Below are 14,335 nucleotides of genomic sequence, written 5' to 3' on the forward strand. Positions count from 1 at the left end.
CGGCTTCGATGAGCCGGCGGGTGTCAGCTCTGGCGGCTGCCGGGACGGCGGCGCAGGCGCACGATCACCTCGACGCCCGCGATCTCCATGCCTTCCGGAGCGTCGGGCAGCGAATCGACGGTGATGCCGCAATCGGGCATGTCCATCACCTGCCCCTCGTCCTCGAGGTAGAAGTGGTGGTGCTCGCTCGGATTGGTATCGAAATAGGCCTTCGACCCGTCGAGCGCGAGCTGCCGCAGCAGGCCCGCTTCCGTGAACTGGTGGAGCGTGTTGTAGACGGTGGCGAGCGAGACCGGCACCTTGGCGCGCATGGCCTCGTCGTAGAGCATCTCCGCCGTCAGGTGGCGGTCGCCGCGGCCGAACAGCAGCCAGCCGAGGGAGAGGCGCTGCCGGGTGGGGCGCAGGCCCGCGCGGCGCAGTCGGTCCCGCAGATCCGACAGCGGGCAGCCACGACGGCCCGCACCGGCGGCCTCGCCCAGGAGGGTGGAGGTCCGCGCGTTCAGCACGGCCTGAAGGGGCACCAGATCGGACATCGGCGGGACTGAATGCTCGCGAACAGAAGGAATTTTGCCGCGTAGTATATGAGAGGGGCCGCGCCCCCGCAACCCGAGCCGTCGTCGGGGGACGTCCGCGCACAGCACATCGGACGCGGCGTCCCCGGTTTTCTGGGAGACCCGCATGCCGTTGTCCAGCCTCTCCCCCGCCACCGCCCGCGAGGAGGGGCGCCACGCCCGCGACCGGGGCGACCCCGCCGAGGCCAATCCCTACCCCGAGGGCAGCGAGGCGCACGCTCTGTGGCAGCGCGGCTGGGAAAAGCCCGACGACGAGAGCAACGCCGCCGAGTGAGATCGGATCCTCAGCGCTCCCGCCCGACCAGCGGGATCAGGATCGCGAGCACGAGAATCGGCAGGAGGAGGCAGGCGAAGGCGTAGTAGGCGATTCCGAACGCGCCCGCGATCGCCCCGACCGCGAAGGCGAGGATGGCCGGCAGCATCCGGCCGATCCGGCCGCGCGCTGCCCCCGCTCCCTGCCTGCCGAGCCGCAGAAGATCGACGGCGTCGATCACCGCCTGGGTGACGTTGACGGTCATGACCGTGGTGGCGGCGAGGTGCGCGAGCGCCAGCCGGGCGATGGCGTTCTGGACGCCCATCGCCGCGACGCCCAGCATCCCGACGAGGATCGCGTCGGGCGCGTCGGCGGCGTGCAGCGGCGAGAGGGCGATGCCGACGGCGCAGAAGAGGGCGAGCATCACCGCCTCGAGCGCGAGGAGCCAGCGCAGGGTCGAGGCCCGCCGACGCTCAAGCGCCAGGGTCAGGAGGCGGGTGCCGGCCACCGAGAAGACGAACGCCGGCAGCGCCAGAAGCTTGGCGATGACGCCGCTCGACGTGGCCACGAGCTCCGCCCCGATCAGCACGAAGTTGCCGGTGACGTGCGAGGTGAACAGGCCGAACAGCGCGACGAACCCGGCCGCGTCGACGAAGCCCGCGACGAAGCCGAGGCCGGTTCCCGCCAGGAGGTCCCGCCACGCCCTCTGGTCCGGAGCGGCGGCGGCGGAAGGTTGGGCGGAAGCCTGCGAACTCAAGGCCGTATCTCCGGAACGTATCGCGGACGTTGCATCCCGGCGGCCATCTACCTCAAGCGCATGCCCTGGTACAATGAATGCCACGATGGGAGGAGGCGCGGGGTTGGGGCGCGAGACCGTGCTTTGATGGCGCTTGCCCCCTGTGCTAACGAGGCCGCGATTTCCGCCGCGCCGGGTTTCAGACGCCCGGCGCGACCGTCGAGACCCCACGCGAGCCGAGGACCGTAGCGCCTTCATGTCTTCCGCAGAGACCGCCCCGCCGGCCCCGCCCCGCGCGTCGAGCTACAGCTACGAGGACCTGCTGGCCTGCGGGCGCGGCGAGCTGTTCGGCTCCGGCAACGCTCAGCTTCCCCTGCCCCCGATGCTGATGTTCGATCGCATCACCTCGATCGGGACGGAGGGCGGCGCCTACGGCAAGGGCCATGTCCGGGCCGAGTTCGACATCCGGCCGGACCTCTGGTTCTTCGGCTGCCACTTCCAGGGCGACCCCGTCATGCCGGGCTGCCTCGGCCTCGACGCGCTCTGGCAACTCGTCGGTTTCCATCTCGGCTGGCTCGGCTCCCCCGGACGTGGCCGCGCCCTCGGCGTCGGCGAGGTGAAGTTCACGGATCAGGTGCTGCCCAGCGTGCGCCAAGTGGTCTACAATGTGGACCTGAAGCGCGTTCGCCAGGGCAAGCTCGTGCTCGGCATCGCCGACGGCAACGTCGAGGCCGACGGCAAGCGGATCTACGAGGCTCAGGACCTGCGCGTCGCCCTGTTCCAGTCCTGAGGCGCCGCCCGATGCGGGACGTCGTGCGTACGCACCGGTTGAGATCGGGCCCGCGCCGTCCTAGGTGAGCCGGAGAGCGCGGCGCGCGGGCAAGCGCCGCTGCGGAGAAGATCGACTTTCATGCGCCGTGTCGTGATTACCGGGATGGGCATCGTCTCATCCATCGGCAACAACACCCAGGAAGTGCTGGCCTCCCTGCGTGAGGCGCGCTCCGGCATCGTCCGCTCGGATTCCTACGCCGAGCACGGCTTCCGCAGTCAGGTGGAGGGGGCGCCGAGCCTCGACCCCGAGGGCGTGGTGGATCGGCGCGCCATGCGCTTCCACGGCGGCGGCACCGCCTGGAACCACGTGGCGATGGATCAGGCGATCCGCGATGCGGGGCTCGAGGAGGGCGACGTCTCGAACGACCGCACCGGCATCATCATGGGCTCGGGAGGTCCCTCCACCCGCACCATCGTGGAATCGGCCGCCATCGCGACCGACAAGGGCCCCCGCCGCGTCGGGCCCTTCGCGGTGCCGAAGGCGATGTCCTCGACGGCTTCCGCGACGCTCGCGACCTGGTTCAAGATCAAGGGCGTGAACTACTCGATCTCGTCGGCCTGCGCGACGTCGAACCACTGCATCGGCAACGCCGCGGAGATCATCCAGGCCGGCCGCCAGGACATCATCTTCGCGGGCGGCTGCGAGGAGCTCGACTGGACGCTCTCCGTCCTGTTCGACGCCATGGGGGCCATGTCCTCCAAGTACAACGACACGCCGGCCCGGGCCTCCCGCGCCTACGACGCCAACCGCGACGGCTTCGTCATCGCGGGCGGGGCGGGCGTCCTGGTGCTGGAGGAGTACGAGCATGCCCGCGCCCGCGGCGCCCGCATCTACGGTGAGGTCGCGGGCTACGGAGCGACCTCGGACGGGCACGACATGGTGGCCCCCTCGGGCGAGGGCGCGGTGCGCTGCATGCGGCAGGCGCTTGCCGGCCTGAAGGGAGCGCGCATCGACTACATCAACCCGCACGCCACCTCGACGCCGGTGGGCGACGAGAAGGAGATCGAGGCGATCCGCGAGGTGTTCGGAACGGGCGACGCCTGCCCGCCGATCTCGGCGACGAAGTCTCTGACGGGCCACTCGCTCGGCGCCACCGGCGTGCAGGAGGCGATCTACTCGCTCCTGATGATGAACAACGGCTTCATCTGCGAGAGCGCGCATATCGACGAGCTCGACCCGGCCTTCGCCGACATGCCGATCCTGCGCGAGCGGCGGGACGGGGCGAAGCTCGGTCACGTCCTCTCGAACTCGTTCGGATTCGGTGGCACCAACGCCACCCTGGTGCTGAAGCACGTCGACGCCTGACCGGTCCGGAAACGGAACGGAAACCTTGAGCCTGCGTTTTTCTTGCAACACGCAAGGATCTTCGCAGATGCTCTGGATCGCCCTCGCGGCTCTCGGCGGCGCGACCCTGATGGGGATTGCCGCCGTCTACACCAAGCAGACCCTGATCGACGATGCGCGGTCCGGGACGCGGGGCTACTTCTAGCCGCCCGGCACCCCGCATAGACCACCCGAGCCCTGCCCTCCGGCGGGGCTTTTTTCTGTCCCGCCGGCATGGGCTGGGCCGGCGCGGCCCGAACCGCGTGATTGGACAGGCCCGCGAGCGCCGGGCTAAGCCTCACTCGGAGCCGTCCTTGCGACGGCGGGCGTTCAGCAGCGGGGCGGACAGGCGCATGACGGGATTGATGACGGGCAAGCGCGGCCTGATCATGGGCGTGGCGAACGATCACTCGATCGCCTGGGGCATCGCCAAGATGCTCTCCGAGCACGGTGCCCAGCTCGCCTTCACCTACCAGGGTGAGGCCCTCGGGCGCCGCGTCGGCCCGCTCGCCGCCCGCCTCGGCTCCGACATCGTGGTCCCCTGCGACGTCGAGGATCTCGCCTCGGTGGACGCCGCCTTCGCCGCGCTCGACGAGCGCTTCGGCGGCGAGCTGGACTTCGTGGTCCACGCGATCGGCTTCTCCGACAAGGCTCAGCTCAAGGGCCGCTACGTCGACGTGACGACGCGCGAGAACTTCTCCCGGACCATGACGATCTCGTGCTTCTCCTTCACGGAGATCGCGCAGCGGGCGGCCAAGCGCATGAGCGGAGGCGGCTCGCTCCTCACGCTCACCTACGGCGGCTCGACCCGGGTGATGCCGAACTACAACGTGATGGGCGTGGCCAAGGCCGCGCTGGAGGCTTCCGTGCGCTACCTCGCGGCCGATCTGGGGCCGAACGGCATCCGGGTGAATGCCCTCTCGGCCGGCCCGATGCGGACGCTCGCGGGAGCCGGAATCGCGGATGCGCGCTTGATGTTCAACCACCAGAAGGCGCACGCCCCGCTTCGCCGCACGGTCACCCTGGAGGATGTGGGCGGCTCCGCGCTCTACCTGCTCTCCGATCTCTCGGGCGGCGTGACGGGCGAGGTCCACTTCGTGGATTCCGGATACAACATCATCTCGATGCCGCGCCCCGACGTGCTGCAGGCGCAGGACGCCGCAGGGGTGGTCGGCGACGAGTGACAGGACCCGGGCAGGTCCGACGTCCTCGTCCCACGGCTCAAGGGTGCAGCCCCGCGCTGCGCGCCCCGGCCGCCGGCCGCACCGCCTCCAGCGCGGCGAGCACCGTGCCCTTCGTCAGGATCTGCGGCAGCACGACCGGCTCGCCCGTGCCCGTGTAGAGCAGGTAGAGCGGTACGCCGCTGCGTCCGTAACGCTCGAGGAGCCGGGTGATCTCCGGGTTCTGGTTCGTCCAGTCGCCCTTGAGATAGGCGATGCCGCGGTCCGTCAGGGCCGAGCGGACGCTCTCCGTCGCCAGGGCGGTGCGCTCGTTGACCTGGCAGGTGATGCACCACGCCGCCGTCATGTTGACGAGGGCCGGCCGACCCTCGCGCACAAGCGCGTCGAGCCGCGCCTGGGTAAAGGTCTCGGCCCCCTCCCCCGCCGCGCTCATGGCGACGGCCCGGTCCCGGTCGAGCCCGAAGGCGAGCCCTCCGGCGCCGAGGAGCGCCGCCAGGGCGCAGATCTGGGCGAGCCGCGCGGCGGTGGGGCCTGCGCGGCGGCCCTGCTCCCAGGCCCAGGCCGCGAAGGCGATCAGAACGAGACCGAGGAGGCCCGCGAGGAGGCCCGCCGGGCCGACCTGCTGCGCCAGCACCCAGACGAGCCATGCGGCGGTGGCGTAGACCGGGAAGGCGAGCGCCCCCTTCAGGGTCTCCATCCAGGCGCCGGGCCGCGGCAGCCGCGCCAGAGCGCCCGGCCAAGCGGTCAGGAGCAGGAAGGGAAGCGCGAGGCCGAGGCCGAGGCTCGCGAACACGGCGAGCCCGATCGGCGCGGACTGGGTGAGCGCGAACCCGACCGCCGCGCCCATGAACGGGGCGGTGCAGGGGGTCGCCACCACCGTCGCGAGAACGCCGGTGAAGAACGAGCCCTCCAGCCCGCCGCGGCGGGCGAGCCCGTCGCCGAAGCCGGCGAGGCCGCCGCCGAGATGCACGACGCCCGACAGGCTGAGGCCCATCGCGAGGAGCAGGTAGGCGAGCCCCGCCACGACGAGGGGCGATTGGAGCTGGAAGCCCCAGCCGATCGTCGCCCCGCCGCCCTTCAGCGCGATCAGCAGGCCGGCGAGCGCCAGGAAGCTCGCGAGGACGCCCGCCGTGTAGGCGAGCCCGTGCAGCCGGACGCGCGTCGGCGCCTCGCCGGAGTGGCGCACGAGGCTCAGCACCTTGATCGACAGGACCGGGAAGACGCAGGGCATCAGGTTGAGGATCAGGCCACCGAGGAAGGCGAGGCCCGCCGCGCCGAGGAGCGTCAGCGCATCCTCGGAGGCCGCGGACGCGACGGGGGCCGAGGCCGCCACGTCCGGGATCTGCCCCGCCGCGGGCGGGGCCGCAGGCTCTTCGCCGAGCGCGAAGGCGTGGCGGACTGCGCCGTCGCCATCCGTCTCGACGACGACAACGCCCGGCAGCGTCGCGGGTGGCGGATCCGTGGGCGTGGCGCGCACGAGCGTGAGCCGGAGCCCGGACGCGTCGGTCTTCAGCTCCTGGGCGGCGGCGTTGTCGATCGCCGTCTCGGAATAGGGGAAGAAGTGCGCGGTGAGGACGGCGGCCGGGTCGAGACCGAGCCTGCCTAGCGCGAGGACGAGACGATCGCCCTCCACGGAGAGGTGGACCGGATCGGGAGCGGGCTTCGGCAGCGCGGCGCGGGCCCTGGCGAAGAGGGCGATGCTGGCGGGGTCGGCCCGCACCGGACCCGACGCCACGGGCAGGGTCAGGCTCAGGTTGGCGGAGCCGGGCACGCACTCGGTCTCGCAGGCGAGGTAACTGAGCTTGCCCGAGAGCCGCACCGGCGCCGCCGGGTCGAGGCTCGGCGGCGGCGTGAGGGTGACGAGGAGCGCCGTCTCGCCCTCGTAACCGTAGTTCATCAGGTGGGCGACGGGGATGCGGTGGGGCGCCGGCCACCGGATCGGTCCGGCCGAGAAGCCCGCGGGCAGCGTCCAGACCATCTCGGGCGGCAGACCGGAATCGCCGGGATTGCGCCAGTAGACGTGCCAGCCGGGCTTCATCACCATGCGCAGCGCGACGGTGAAGGGCTCGCCCGCGCGGACCGAGACCGGCTCCGCGACGAGGCTCGCCCGGACGAGGTCCGTGGGCGCCTTGAAGCCCTGCGCCCCGGCGCCGACTGTGCCGAGGATCAGGACAAGGAGGGAGAGAAGCCGGATCATCGTGCCCTTGTCACCCGCGCCGGCTCGCGGCGCGGCCAGTCCACCCCGATCATACGGCCTTTGCGGGAAAGCCGGAACCGAGGGCCGGCGCGGGATGCCGCCGCGGGTGGCTCAGGCCGCAGGGGCGAGCGGCGCCGTCGCACGCTCCAGCCAGGACGCGGTCTCCGGCTCGAGATCCCCCGCGAGGGTCTCGCGGACCCGGGCGTGATAGGCGTCGATCCAGGCCATCTCGGCGGCCGAGAGCAGGCCCGGCTCGATCAGGCGACGGTCGTAGGGGGCGAGCGTCAGCGTCTCGAAGCCGAGCATCGGGCGCTCTCCTCCGGCGATCTCGGCCTCCTGCACGAGGACGAGGTTCTCCGTGCGGATGCCGTAGGCGCCGGCCTTGTAGTAGCCCGGCTCGTTCGAGAGGATCATGCCGGGCTGGAGCACCACCGTGCCGGTCTTGGCGATGCGCTGCGGCCCCTCATGCACGGACAGGAAGCTGCCGACGCCGTGCCCCGTGCCGTGGTCGAAGTCGAGCCCGGCCTCCCACAGGGCGAGACGGGCGAAGGCGTCGATCTGAGCCCCGGTCGTGCCCTTGGGGAAGACGGCGCGGGAGATCGCGACGTGCCCCTTCAGCACGCGGGTGAAGCGGTCGCGCATCTCCGCGGTGGGCTCACCCACCGACACCGTGCGGGTGACGTCGGTGGTGCCGTCCCGGTACTGCGCCCCGGAATCGATCAGGAACAGCTCGCCCCGGCGGGCCCGCCGGTCGGTGGCGTGGGTCACCCGGTAATGGACGATGGCCCCGTTCGGGCCGGAGCCCGAGATCGTCGGAAAGGAGACGTCGCGCAGCTCGCCCCCGGCGGCACGCAAATCCTCCAGAGCCTCGACGGCCTCGATCTCGCCGATGCCGCCCGAGGCGGCGCGGGCGTCGAGCCAGGCGAGGAAGCGGGTCAGGGCGAGCCCGTCGCGGCGGTGGGCGGCGCAGGTGCCGGCAATCTCGGCCGCGTTCTTGACCGCCTTCATGGCGGTGACCGGGTCCGGCCCGACATCGGCGACGCCGCCCGCTGCCTCGACCAGGCCCTTGAGTGCAGCGGCACCCGTCGCCGCGTCGAGCCGGGTGCGGCCAGTGCCGAGCCCGGCCAGCGCCTCCGCGAGGGCGGCGCGCGGGACGATGTCGGCGATCGGTTCGAGGGCGGCGCGGGCTTCGGGCGCGATCTCGGGCGAGGCGAGGAAGAGGCTCGCCCGGCCCTCGCGCGGCACCAGCGCGTAGCCGAGGGCGAGCGGCGTGTGCGCCACGTCGCCCCCGCGCAGGTTGAAGGCCCAGGCGAGGTTGTGCGGGTCGGAGATCACGAGGACCTCGCAGCCGGTCTCTGTGAGGGCCTCGCGGATGCGCGCGAGCTTGGCCGAGGCCGCCTCGCCGGCGAGTGCGTCCGGCTGCACGACGACGAGCCCCGCCGGCGGGCGGGGACGCCCCGCCCAGACGGCATCGACGAGGTTCCCGTCGACGGCCCGTAGCGTGGCGCCGGCCTTGGTCGCGGCCCGCTCCAGGCGCGCGACGCCGTCCGGCGTGTGCAGCCAGGGGTCGTAGCCGAGCACGGCGCCCTCCTTCAGCGTCTCGCCGAGCCACGCCTCGGCCGTCTTCTCGGCCAGGGGAACCGGGGTGATGACGCCCGTATCGACCTGTTCCGGCGCCTGCAGGGTGTAGCGCCCGTCGACGAACAGGGCTGCGACGTCGGCGAGCACGATCGCCGTGCCGGCGGAGCCCGTGAAGCCGGTGAGCCAGGCGAGGCGCTCGGCATTGGCGGGCACGTACTCGGACTGGTGCTCGTCGGCCCGCGGGACCACGAATCCGTCGACCCGCGCCTCGCGCATCGCCGCCCGGAGCGCCGCGATCCGCTCCGGGCCCTTGCGGCGGCTCGGATCGTCGAAGGTCTGGAAGCGGTGGCGGCTGGTCGGGACGGCGGAGGTCATGCCGAAGGGTTACGTCGCCCGTCCCGGCCCGGCAACCGGGTTCAGCGCGGGCGGGGAGCCGCCCCGCCGCGGCGCAGGACGAGCGTCGCCCAGCCCTCGATCACCCCCTTGTGCGCGAGGTGGAAGCCCTGGTGCCCGTAGGTCGAGAGCACGCCGGGCACGTCGCGCTCGATCAGCCCGGAGAGGATCAGCACGCCGTCGTCGGCCACCACGGCCGTGAGCGAGGGGGCGAGGCGCTTCAGCGGCCGCGCCAGGATGTTGGCGAAGACCACGTCGAAGTGGCGCGGGCGGTTCGCCATCGCGTTCTGGACGCCGGGGCCCTGGTAGAGCCGGAGCCAGGGCGTCAGGCCGTTCAGGCGCGCGTTGGCGTGCGCGGTCGTCACGGCCTCCGGGTCGAGGTCGCCCGCCACGACGGCTTTGCGCAGCGCCCGCGCCGCCGCGAAGGCGAGGATGCCCGTGCCGGTTCCGACGTCGAGCACCCGCGCCGGACGGCCGCGCTTCATCGCGGCGACGAGGGCGCGCAGGCAGCCGAGGGTGGTGCCGTGGTGGCCGGTGCCGAAGGCGAGCGCGGCCTCGATCTCGATCGGCAGGTCGTTAGCGCGGACGTGCTCCCGGTCGTGCGCGCCGTGCACGAGGATGCGGCCGGCCCGCACCGGCTTCAGGCCCTCCAGGGAGGCGCGCACCCAGTCCTGCTGGTCGATGGTCTGGAAATCGGCGGCGTCCGCCTGATCGCCGACGATCGGGCGGATCAGCTCGCGGACCATCTCCTCGTCCGGCGCCTCGGAGAAGTACGCCTCGAGCCGCCACGTCACCCCGTCCTCCGCCTCGAAGGCGGCCACCGCCGTCTCGGTCGGGTCGAACATCTCGCCGAGGAGGTCGGTCATGGCGCGGGCCGACGCCTCGTCGGTGAGGAGGCGCAGGACGTGGGTCGGGCGGTGGGGCGGCAGGCCTTCGAGCATGGGCCCGGCTCTAAGCGCACGCGGCCCGCCTGTCACGCCGCCCGTGCGTCCGATCGCGGAACCGAGCCCCGCGCTGGCACGCGGCGTGAATCCGGCCGAGCCGGCGCAAGGCAGGGGAAGGACACGCGCAATGCTCGGATTGTCGCGCCGGCACAGCCACTTCGTCTACGGGGTGATCCAGTCGGGGCTGACCTGCGGCATCGCCTCCGGCATCGCGAGCGTGCCGCTCCTCGCCGAGGGCGCCTTCCTCGCGAGCTGGCTGCGCGCGTGGCTCCTCGCCTGGGCGGCGATGCTGCCCGTGGTGATCCTCGCCGCGCCGCTGATCCGGCGCCTCGCCGACGCGCTCACGCTGGAGGAGCAGGGCTGACGGGAAGCGTGGCCGGGCGCGGGCGCGTTGAAGTCCCGCACCCATTCGTGAGAGAGGGTGCGGCGAACGGGCCGAGAGCCCGACCGTCCGGACCCGACGCACGTCATGCCCGCCTACCGCTCCCGCACCACCACCCACGGCCGCAACATGGCCGGCGCCCGCGGCCTCTGGCGCGCCACCGGCATGAAAGATTCCGATTTCGGCAAGCCGATCATCGCGGTCGTGAACTCCTTCACGCAGTTCGTGCCCGGCCACGTCCACCTGAAGGATCTCGGGCAGCTCGTGGCACGCGAGATCGAGCAGGCCGGCGGCGTGGCCAAGGAGTTCAACACCATCGCGGTCGACGACGGCATCGCCATGGGCCACGACGGGATGCTCTACTCCCTGCCCTCCCGCGAGTTGATCGCCGATTCCGTCGAGTACATGGTCAACGCGCACTGCGCCGACGCCATGGTCTGCATCTCGAACTGCGACAAGATCACGCCCGGCATGCTGATGGCGGCCCTGCGCCTCAACATCCCGGTCGTGTTCGTCTCGGGCGGCCCGATGGAGGCCGGCAAGGCCGTCCTGAAGGGCGTGACCCGCAAGTTCGACCTCGTGGACGCCATGGTGGCCGCGGCCGACGACCGGGTCTCGGACGAGGATGTCCAGGTCATCGAGCGCTCGGCCTGCCCGACCTGCGGCTCCTGCTCGGGCATGTTCACGGCCAATTCCATGAACTGCCTCACCGAGGCGCTGGGGCTGGCGCTGCCCGGCAACGGCTCGGTGCTCGCCACCCACGCCGACCGCCGCCGCCTGTTCGTGGAGGCCGGCCACCTGATCGTGGATCTCGCCCGCCGCTACTACGAGCAGGACGACGCGCGCGTGCTGCCGCGCGCGATCGCGAGCTTCGCGGCCTTCGAGAACGCGATGACCCTCGACATCGCCATGGGCGGCTCGACGAACACGGTCCTGCACCTCCTGGCCGCCGCGCACGAGGGGGAGGTGCCCTTCACGATGGCCGACATCGACCGATTGTCCCGGCGCGTTCCGGTGCTCTGCAAGGTCGCACCGGCGGTCGCCGACATCCACATGGAGGACGTGCACCGGGCCGGCGGGATCATGGGGATCCTGGGCGAGCTCGACCGGGCCGGCCTGATCGACGGGTCCGTCGGCAACGTCAGCGCCGGCACGCTCGGCGAGGCGCTCGCCCGCTGGGACGTGCGCCGCTCGGAGAGCGCCGCCGTGCAGAGCTTCTACCGGGCCGCTCCCGGCGGCGTGCCGACCCAGGTCGCCTTCAGCCAGGACTCGCGCTTCGACGCGCTCGACCTCGACCGCGAGGCGGGGGTGATTCGCGACATGGCCCACGCCTACTCGCGGGACGGCGGCCTCGCCGTGCTCTACGGCAACCTCGCCGAGGACGGCTGCATCGTGAAGACCGCGGGCGTCGATGCCAGCATCCTCACCTTCACGGGCACGGCCCACGTCTTCGAGAGCCAGGACGCGGCGGTGGACGGCATCCTCAACGGCCGCGTCAAGGCCGGCGAGGTGGTGCTGATCCGCTACGAGGGCCCGCGCGGCGGCCCCGGCATGCAGGAGATGCTCTATCCGACGAGCTACCTGAAATCGAAGGGCCTCGGCAAAGCCTGCGCCCTCGTCACGGACGGGCGCTTCTCGGGCGGCTCCTCCGGGCTCTCGATCGGCCACGTCTCGCCCGAGGCGGCCGAGGGCGGGCTGATCGGCCTCGTCGCCCAGGGTGACCGGATCGAGATCGACATCCCCAACCGGCGCATCCATCTCGCCGTGGACGAGGCCGAGCTCGGCCGCCGCCGCGCCGCGCGCGAGGCGGCCGGCTGGCGCCCGGAGGTTCCGCGCAAGCGCAAGGTCAGCGCGGCGCTCCGCGCCTACGCGATGCTGGCGACGAGCGCCGCGAAGGGGGCCGTGCGCAACCTCGCGGCCGACTGAGCCGCGCGCCTCAGCGTTTCACCGCGCGCCCGGCCGGGAACCGCCCAAGGATGCGTCAGTTTGTTCATCCTGTGGGCGTAAGCTCGGCTGGAACGGAGAGCGCCGAGGGGCGTTCTCGGTGGCCCTGCTCCGAACCGAGAAGGCTGTTGAGGCTGCGTTCGCGCATGAAGAAGAAAAGATCCGGCCGTCGTGAGCCGGTGATCCTCACGACCGAACTCCGACCGCGCCGCGGTCGCCGCCGCGTGCAGGCGATGGGCACCGAAGGACTGGACGCGCCGATGCCCGGCCAGCTCCTCGTCCTGCTGAGTCGCCTGCACCGGTCCGAGACGGCCCGCGCCCGCCCCGACGACGAGGCGCTCGGCTGACCCGCGCGTCGCGCGCATGGTGTCGTGCCCGCGCGTCTCGCGCATGGTGACGTGACGGGGGCCGGCGCTTGTGCGTGCCGGCTCCGCCCTTATCATCCCCCCGGCAATGCCGCCGGCCGAACCCGGCGCCGGACACCGAGGGGCCTCCATGACATCGACGCGGCGGATCTGGCTCGCGGGCGCGCTCGCGCTCCTCCTCGGAGCACTCCCGGCTCGGGCGGACGAGCCCGTCCTCGTCTTCGCCGCTGCGAGCCTGAAGAACGCGGTCGACGACGCGGCCGCCGCCTGGAGAGGGGAGACGGGCAAGGTGGCCAAGGTCTCCTACGCCGCCTCGAACGCGCTGGCGAAGCAGATCGAGGCCGGAGCCCCGGCCGACCTCTTCATCTCCGCCGACCTAGCCTGGATGGACTACGCCGAGAGGGCCGGCACGATCCGGCCCGGCACCCGCGCGAACTTCCTGCGCAACAGCATCGTGCTCGTCGCGCCGAAGGATTCGCCCCTCTCCGTCGATCTGAAGCCCGGCCTCGATCTCGCCAAGGCACTCGGCGGCGGGCGCCTCGCGGTCGGCAACGTCGAGTCGGTGCCGGCTGGCAAGTACGGCCGCGCGGCGCTCCAGGCCCTCGGCGCCTGGGACGGCGTGAGGGATCGCCTCGCCCAGGCCGAGAACGTCCGCGCCGCCCTCCTCCTCGTCTCCCGCGGCGAGGCGCCGCTCGGGATCGTCTACGCCACCGACGCGGCCTCCGACCCGGGCGTGCGCGTGGTCGCGACCTTCCCGGCCGACAGCCATCCGCCGATCGTCTACCCGATCGCTGAGACGAAGGATTCGGCCAATCCGAACGCTGCCGCCTTCCTCGCCTACCTGAAGAGCCCGGCCGCGCGCGGCCACTTCGAGCGCCAGGGCTTCACCGTGCTGGGGCAGGCGGGCGAGCGCTTCTGACGCGCCGGTCCGCGCCGCCATGCTCGGCCTGACGCCGGATGAGTGGGTCGCCGTCGGCCTGAGCCTGAAGGTGGCGAGCGTCGCGACGCTCGCGAGCCTCGTTCCCGGGATCGCGGTGGCCTGGCTCCTCGCCCGCCGCGACTTCTACGGCCGCGCGCTGCTCGACGGGCTGGTGCACCTGCCTCTCATCCTGCCGCCCGTGGTGACGGGCTACCTGCTCCTCCTCGCCTTCGGGCGCAAAGGTCCGGCGGGCGCGTGGCTCGCCGAGTTCGGCGTGGTCTTCGCCTTCCGCTGGACCGGCGCGGCGCTCGCCTGCGCGGTGATGGGCTTCCCGCTGATGGTGCGGGCGATGCGCCTCTCGCTGGAGGCGGTGGACCGGCGCCTTGAGCAGGCGGCCGCGACGCTCGGCGCCAACCCGCTCGCCGTGTTCCTCACCGTCACGCTGCCCCTGAGCCTGCCGGGCATCCTCGCGGGCGCGGTGCTGGCCTTCGCCAAGGCGATGGGGGAATTCGGCGCCACCATCACCTTCGTGTCCAACATCCCCGGCGAGACCCAGACCCTGCCCTCGGCGATCTACACGCTGACGCAGGTGCCCGGCGGCGAGGGCGGCGCGCTCCGCCTGACGCTGGTCTCGATCCTCGTCTCGATGGGAGCGCTGCTGGCCTCCGAGGTGCTCGCGCGGCGGGTCAGCCGCCGGCTCGGGTCGGCCTGAG

General features: G+C 72.3%; 14 protein-coding genes. 9 read left to right on the forward strand and 5 right to left on the reverse strand.

Going from position 1 to position 14,335, the window contains the following annotated elements; all coding sequences use genetic code 11:
- Nucleotides 1–23 precede the first annotated feature (23 nt).
- A complete protein-coding gene (gene irr / locus MOX02_RS06750) occupies nt 24–533 on the reverse strand; it encodes a Fur family transcriptional regulator Irr (protein WP_147025044.1) in 510 nt (169 codons plus the stop codon).
- Between the two features lie 145 nt (nt 534–678).
- Here irr and MOX02_RS31050 point away from each other — a divergent pair, with 145 nt between their 5' ends.
- Complete coding sequence (locus tag MOX02_RS31050) at nt 679–846, forward strand: ribosome modulation factor (protein ID WP_170267707.1); 168 nt, start codon at nt 679–681, stop codon at nt 844–846.
- 10 nt (nt 847–856) lie between these two features.
- On the opposite strand, the gene MOX02_RS06755 is transcribed toward MOX02_RS31050, so the two are convergent.
- Nucleotides 857–1,513 (reverse strand): YoaK family protein, encoded by a 657-nt coding sequence (locus tag MOX02_RS06755; protein WP_238178815.1) that lies wholly within the window; start codon nt 1,511–1,513, stop codon nt 857–859.
- 304 nt (nt 1,514–1,817) lie between these two features.
- Here MOX02_RS06755 and fabA point away from each other — a divergent pair, with 304 nt between their 5' ends.
- From fabA to fabI, 3 genes are all read left to right on the forward strand, one after another.
- Complete coding sequence (gene fabA / locus MOX02_RS06760; protein ID WP_147025046.1) at nt 1,818–2,351, forward strand: 3-hydroxyacyl-[acyl-carrier-protein] dehydratase FabA; 534 nt, start codon at nt 1,818–1,820, stop codon at nt 2,349–2,351.
- Nucleotides 2,352–2,471: 120 nt separating this feature from the next.
- Entirely contained in the window at nt 2,472–3,698 is a 1,227-nt protein-coding gene (fabB, locus tag MOX02_RS06765; protein WP_147025047.1) for a beta-ketoacyl-ACP synthase I, read from the forward strand.
- A 371-nt stretch (nt 3,699–4,069) separates the two neighbouring features.
- A complete protein-coding gene (fabI, locus tag MOX02_RS06770) occupies nt 4,070–4,900 on the forward strand; it encodes an enoyl-ACP reductase FabI (protein ID WP_147025048.1) in 831 nt (276 codons plus the stop codon).
- Between the two features lie 37 nt (nt 4,901–4,937).
- On the opposite strand, the gene MOX02_RS06775 is transcribed toward fabI, so the two are convergent.
- The 3 genes from MOX02_RS06775 to MOX02_RS06785 all read right to left on the reverse strand — a co-directional run bounded on the left by MOX02_RS06775 (nt 4,938) and on the right by MOX02_RS06785 (nt 10,009).
- Nucleotides 4,938–7,094, reverse strand: a complete 2,157-nt coding sequence (locus MOX02_RS06775; protein WP_147025049.1) for a protein-disulfide reductase DsbD family protein — start codon at nt 7,092–7,094, stop codon at nt 4,938–4,940.
- Nucleotides 7,095–7,205: 111 nt separating this feature from the next.
- Entirely contained in the window at nt 7,206–9,050 is a 1,845-nt protein-coding gene (locus MOX02_RS06780; protein WP_147025050.1) for an aminopeptidase P family protein, read from the reverse strand.
- A 41-nt stretch (nt 9,051–9,091) separates the two neighbouring features.
- Nucleotides 9,092–10,009, reverse strand: a complete 918-nt coding sequence (locus MOX02_RS06785; protein WP_147025051.1) for a 50S ribosomal protein L11 methyltransferase — start codon at nt 10,007–10,009, stop codon at nt 9,092–9,094.
- 130 nt (nt 10,010–10,139) lie between these two features.
- Here MOX02_RS06785 and MOX02_RS06790 point away from each other — a divergent pair, with 130 nt between their 5' ends.
- The 5 genes from MOX02_RS06790 (at nt 10,140) to modB (ending at nt 14,334) form a co-directional block, all read left to right on the forward strand.
- Nucleotides 10,140–10,376, forward strand: coding sequence for a DUF2798 domain-containing protein (locus tag MOX02_RS06790; protein WP_147025052.1), 237 nt, complete (start codon nt 10,140–10,142; stop codon nt 10,374–10,376).
- Between the two features lie 105 nt (nt 10,377–10,481).
- A complete protein-coding gene (gene ilvD, locus MOX02_RS06795; RefSeq protein WP_147025053.1) occupies nt 10,482–12,320 on the forward strand; it encodes a dihydroxy-acid dehydratase in 1,839 nt (612 codons plus the stop codon).
- Between the two features lie 164 nt (nt 12,321–12,484).
- Nucleotides 12,485–12,685 (forward strand): hypothetical protein, encoded by a 201-nt coding sequence (locus MOX02_RS06800; RefSeq protein ID WP_147025054.1) that lies wholly within the window; start codon nt 12,485–12,487, stop codon nt 12,683–12,685.
- 148 nt (nt 12,686–12,833) lie between these two features.
- Complete coding sequence (gene modA, locus MOX02_RS06805) at nt 12,834–13,622, forward strand: molybdate ABC transporter substrate-binding protein (RefSeq protein ID WP_147025055.1); 789 nt, start codon at nt 12,834–12,836, stop codon at nt 13,620–13,622.
- A gap of 19 nt (nt 13,623–13,641) precedes the next feature.
- Entirely contained in the window at nt 13,642–14,334 is a 693-nt protein-coding gene (modB, locus tag MOX02_RS06810; protein ID WP_147025056.1) for a molybdate ABC transporter permease subunit, read from the forward strand.
- The last annotated feature ends 1 nt before the right edge of the window (nt 14,335 follow it).

The sequence above is a fragment of the Methylobacterium oxalidis genome (assembly GCF_007992195.1).
Taxonomy (GTDB): domain Bacteria; phylum Pseudomonadota; class Alphaproteobacteria; order Rhizobiales; family Beijerinckiaceae; genus Methylobacterium; species Methylobacterium oxalidis.

What these genes read in the sequence shown, in the direction of transcription:
- irr (WP_147025044.1), bottom strand. Translation starts at nt 533, where the DNA reads ATGTCCGATCTGGTGCCCCTTCAGGCCGTGCTGAACGCGCGGACCTCC.
- MOX02_RS31050 (WP_170267707.1), top strand. Translation starts at nt 679, where the DNA reads ATGCCGTTGTCCAGCCTCTCCCCCGCCACCGCCCGCGAGGAGGGGCGC.
- fabA (WP_147025046.1), top strand. Translation starts at nt 1,818, where the DNA reads ATGTCTTCCGCAGAGACCGCCCCGCCGGCCCCGCCCCGCGCGTCGAGC.
- fabB (WP_147025047.1), top strand. Translation starts at nt 2,472, where the DNA reads ATGCGCCGTGTCGTGATTACCGGGATGGGCATCGTCTCATCCATCGGC.
- fabI (WP_147025048.1), top strand. Translation starts at nt 4,070, where the DNA reads ATGACGGGATTGATGACGGGCAAGCGCGGCCTGATCATGGGCGTGGCG.
- MOX02_RS06775 (WP_147025049.1), bottom strand. Translation starts at nt 7,094, where the DNA reads ATGATCCGGCTTCTCTCCCTCCTTGTCCTGATCCTCGGCACAGTCGGC.
- MOX02_RS06780 (WP_147025050.1), bottom strand. Translation starts at nt 9,050, where the DNA reads ATGACCTCCGCCGTCCCGACCAGCCGCCACCGCTTCCAGACCTTCGAC.
- MOX02_RS06785 (WP_147025051.1), bottom strand. Translation starts at nt 10,009, where the DNA reads ATGCTCGAAGGCCTGCCGCCCCACCGCCCGACCCACGTCCTGCGCCTC.
- MOX02_RS06790 (WP_147025052.1), top strand. Translation starts at nt 10,140, where the DNA reads ATGCTCGGATTGTCGCGCCGGCACAGCCACTTCGTCTACGGGGTGATC.
- ilvD (WP_147025053.1), top strand. Translation starts at nt 10,482, where the DNA reads ATGCCCGCCTACCGCTCCCGCACCACCACCCACGGCCGCAACATGGCC.
- MOX02_RS06800 (WP_147025054.1), top strand. Translation starts at nt 12,485, where the DNA reads ATGAAGAAGAAAAGATCCGGCCGTCGTGAGCCGGTGATCCTCACGACC.
- modA (WP_147025055.1), top strand. Translation starts at nt 12,834, where the DNA reads ATGACATCGACGCGGCGGATCTGGCTCGCGGGCGCGCTCGCGCTCCTC.
- modB (WP_147025056.1), top strand. Translation starts at nt 13,642, where the DNA reads ATGCTCGGCCTGACGCCGGATGAGTGGGTCGCCGTCGGCCTGAGCCTG.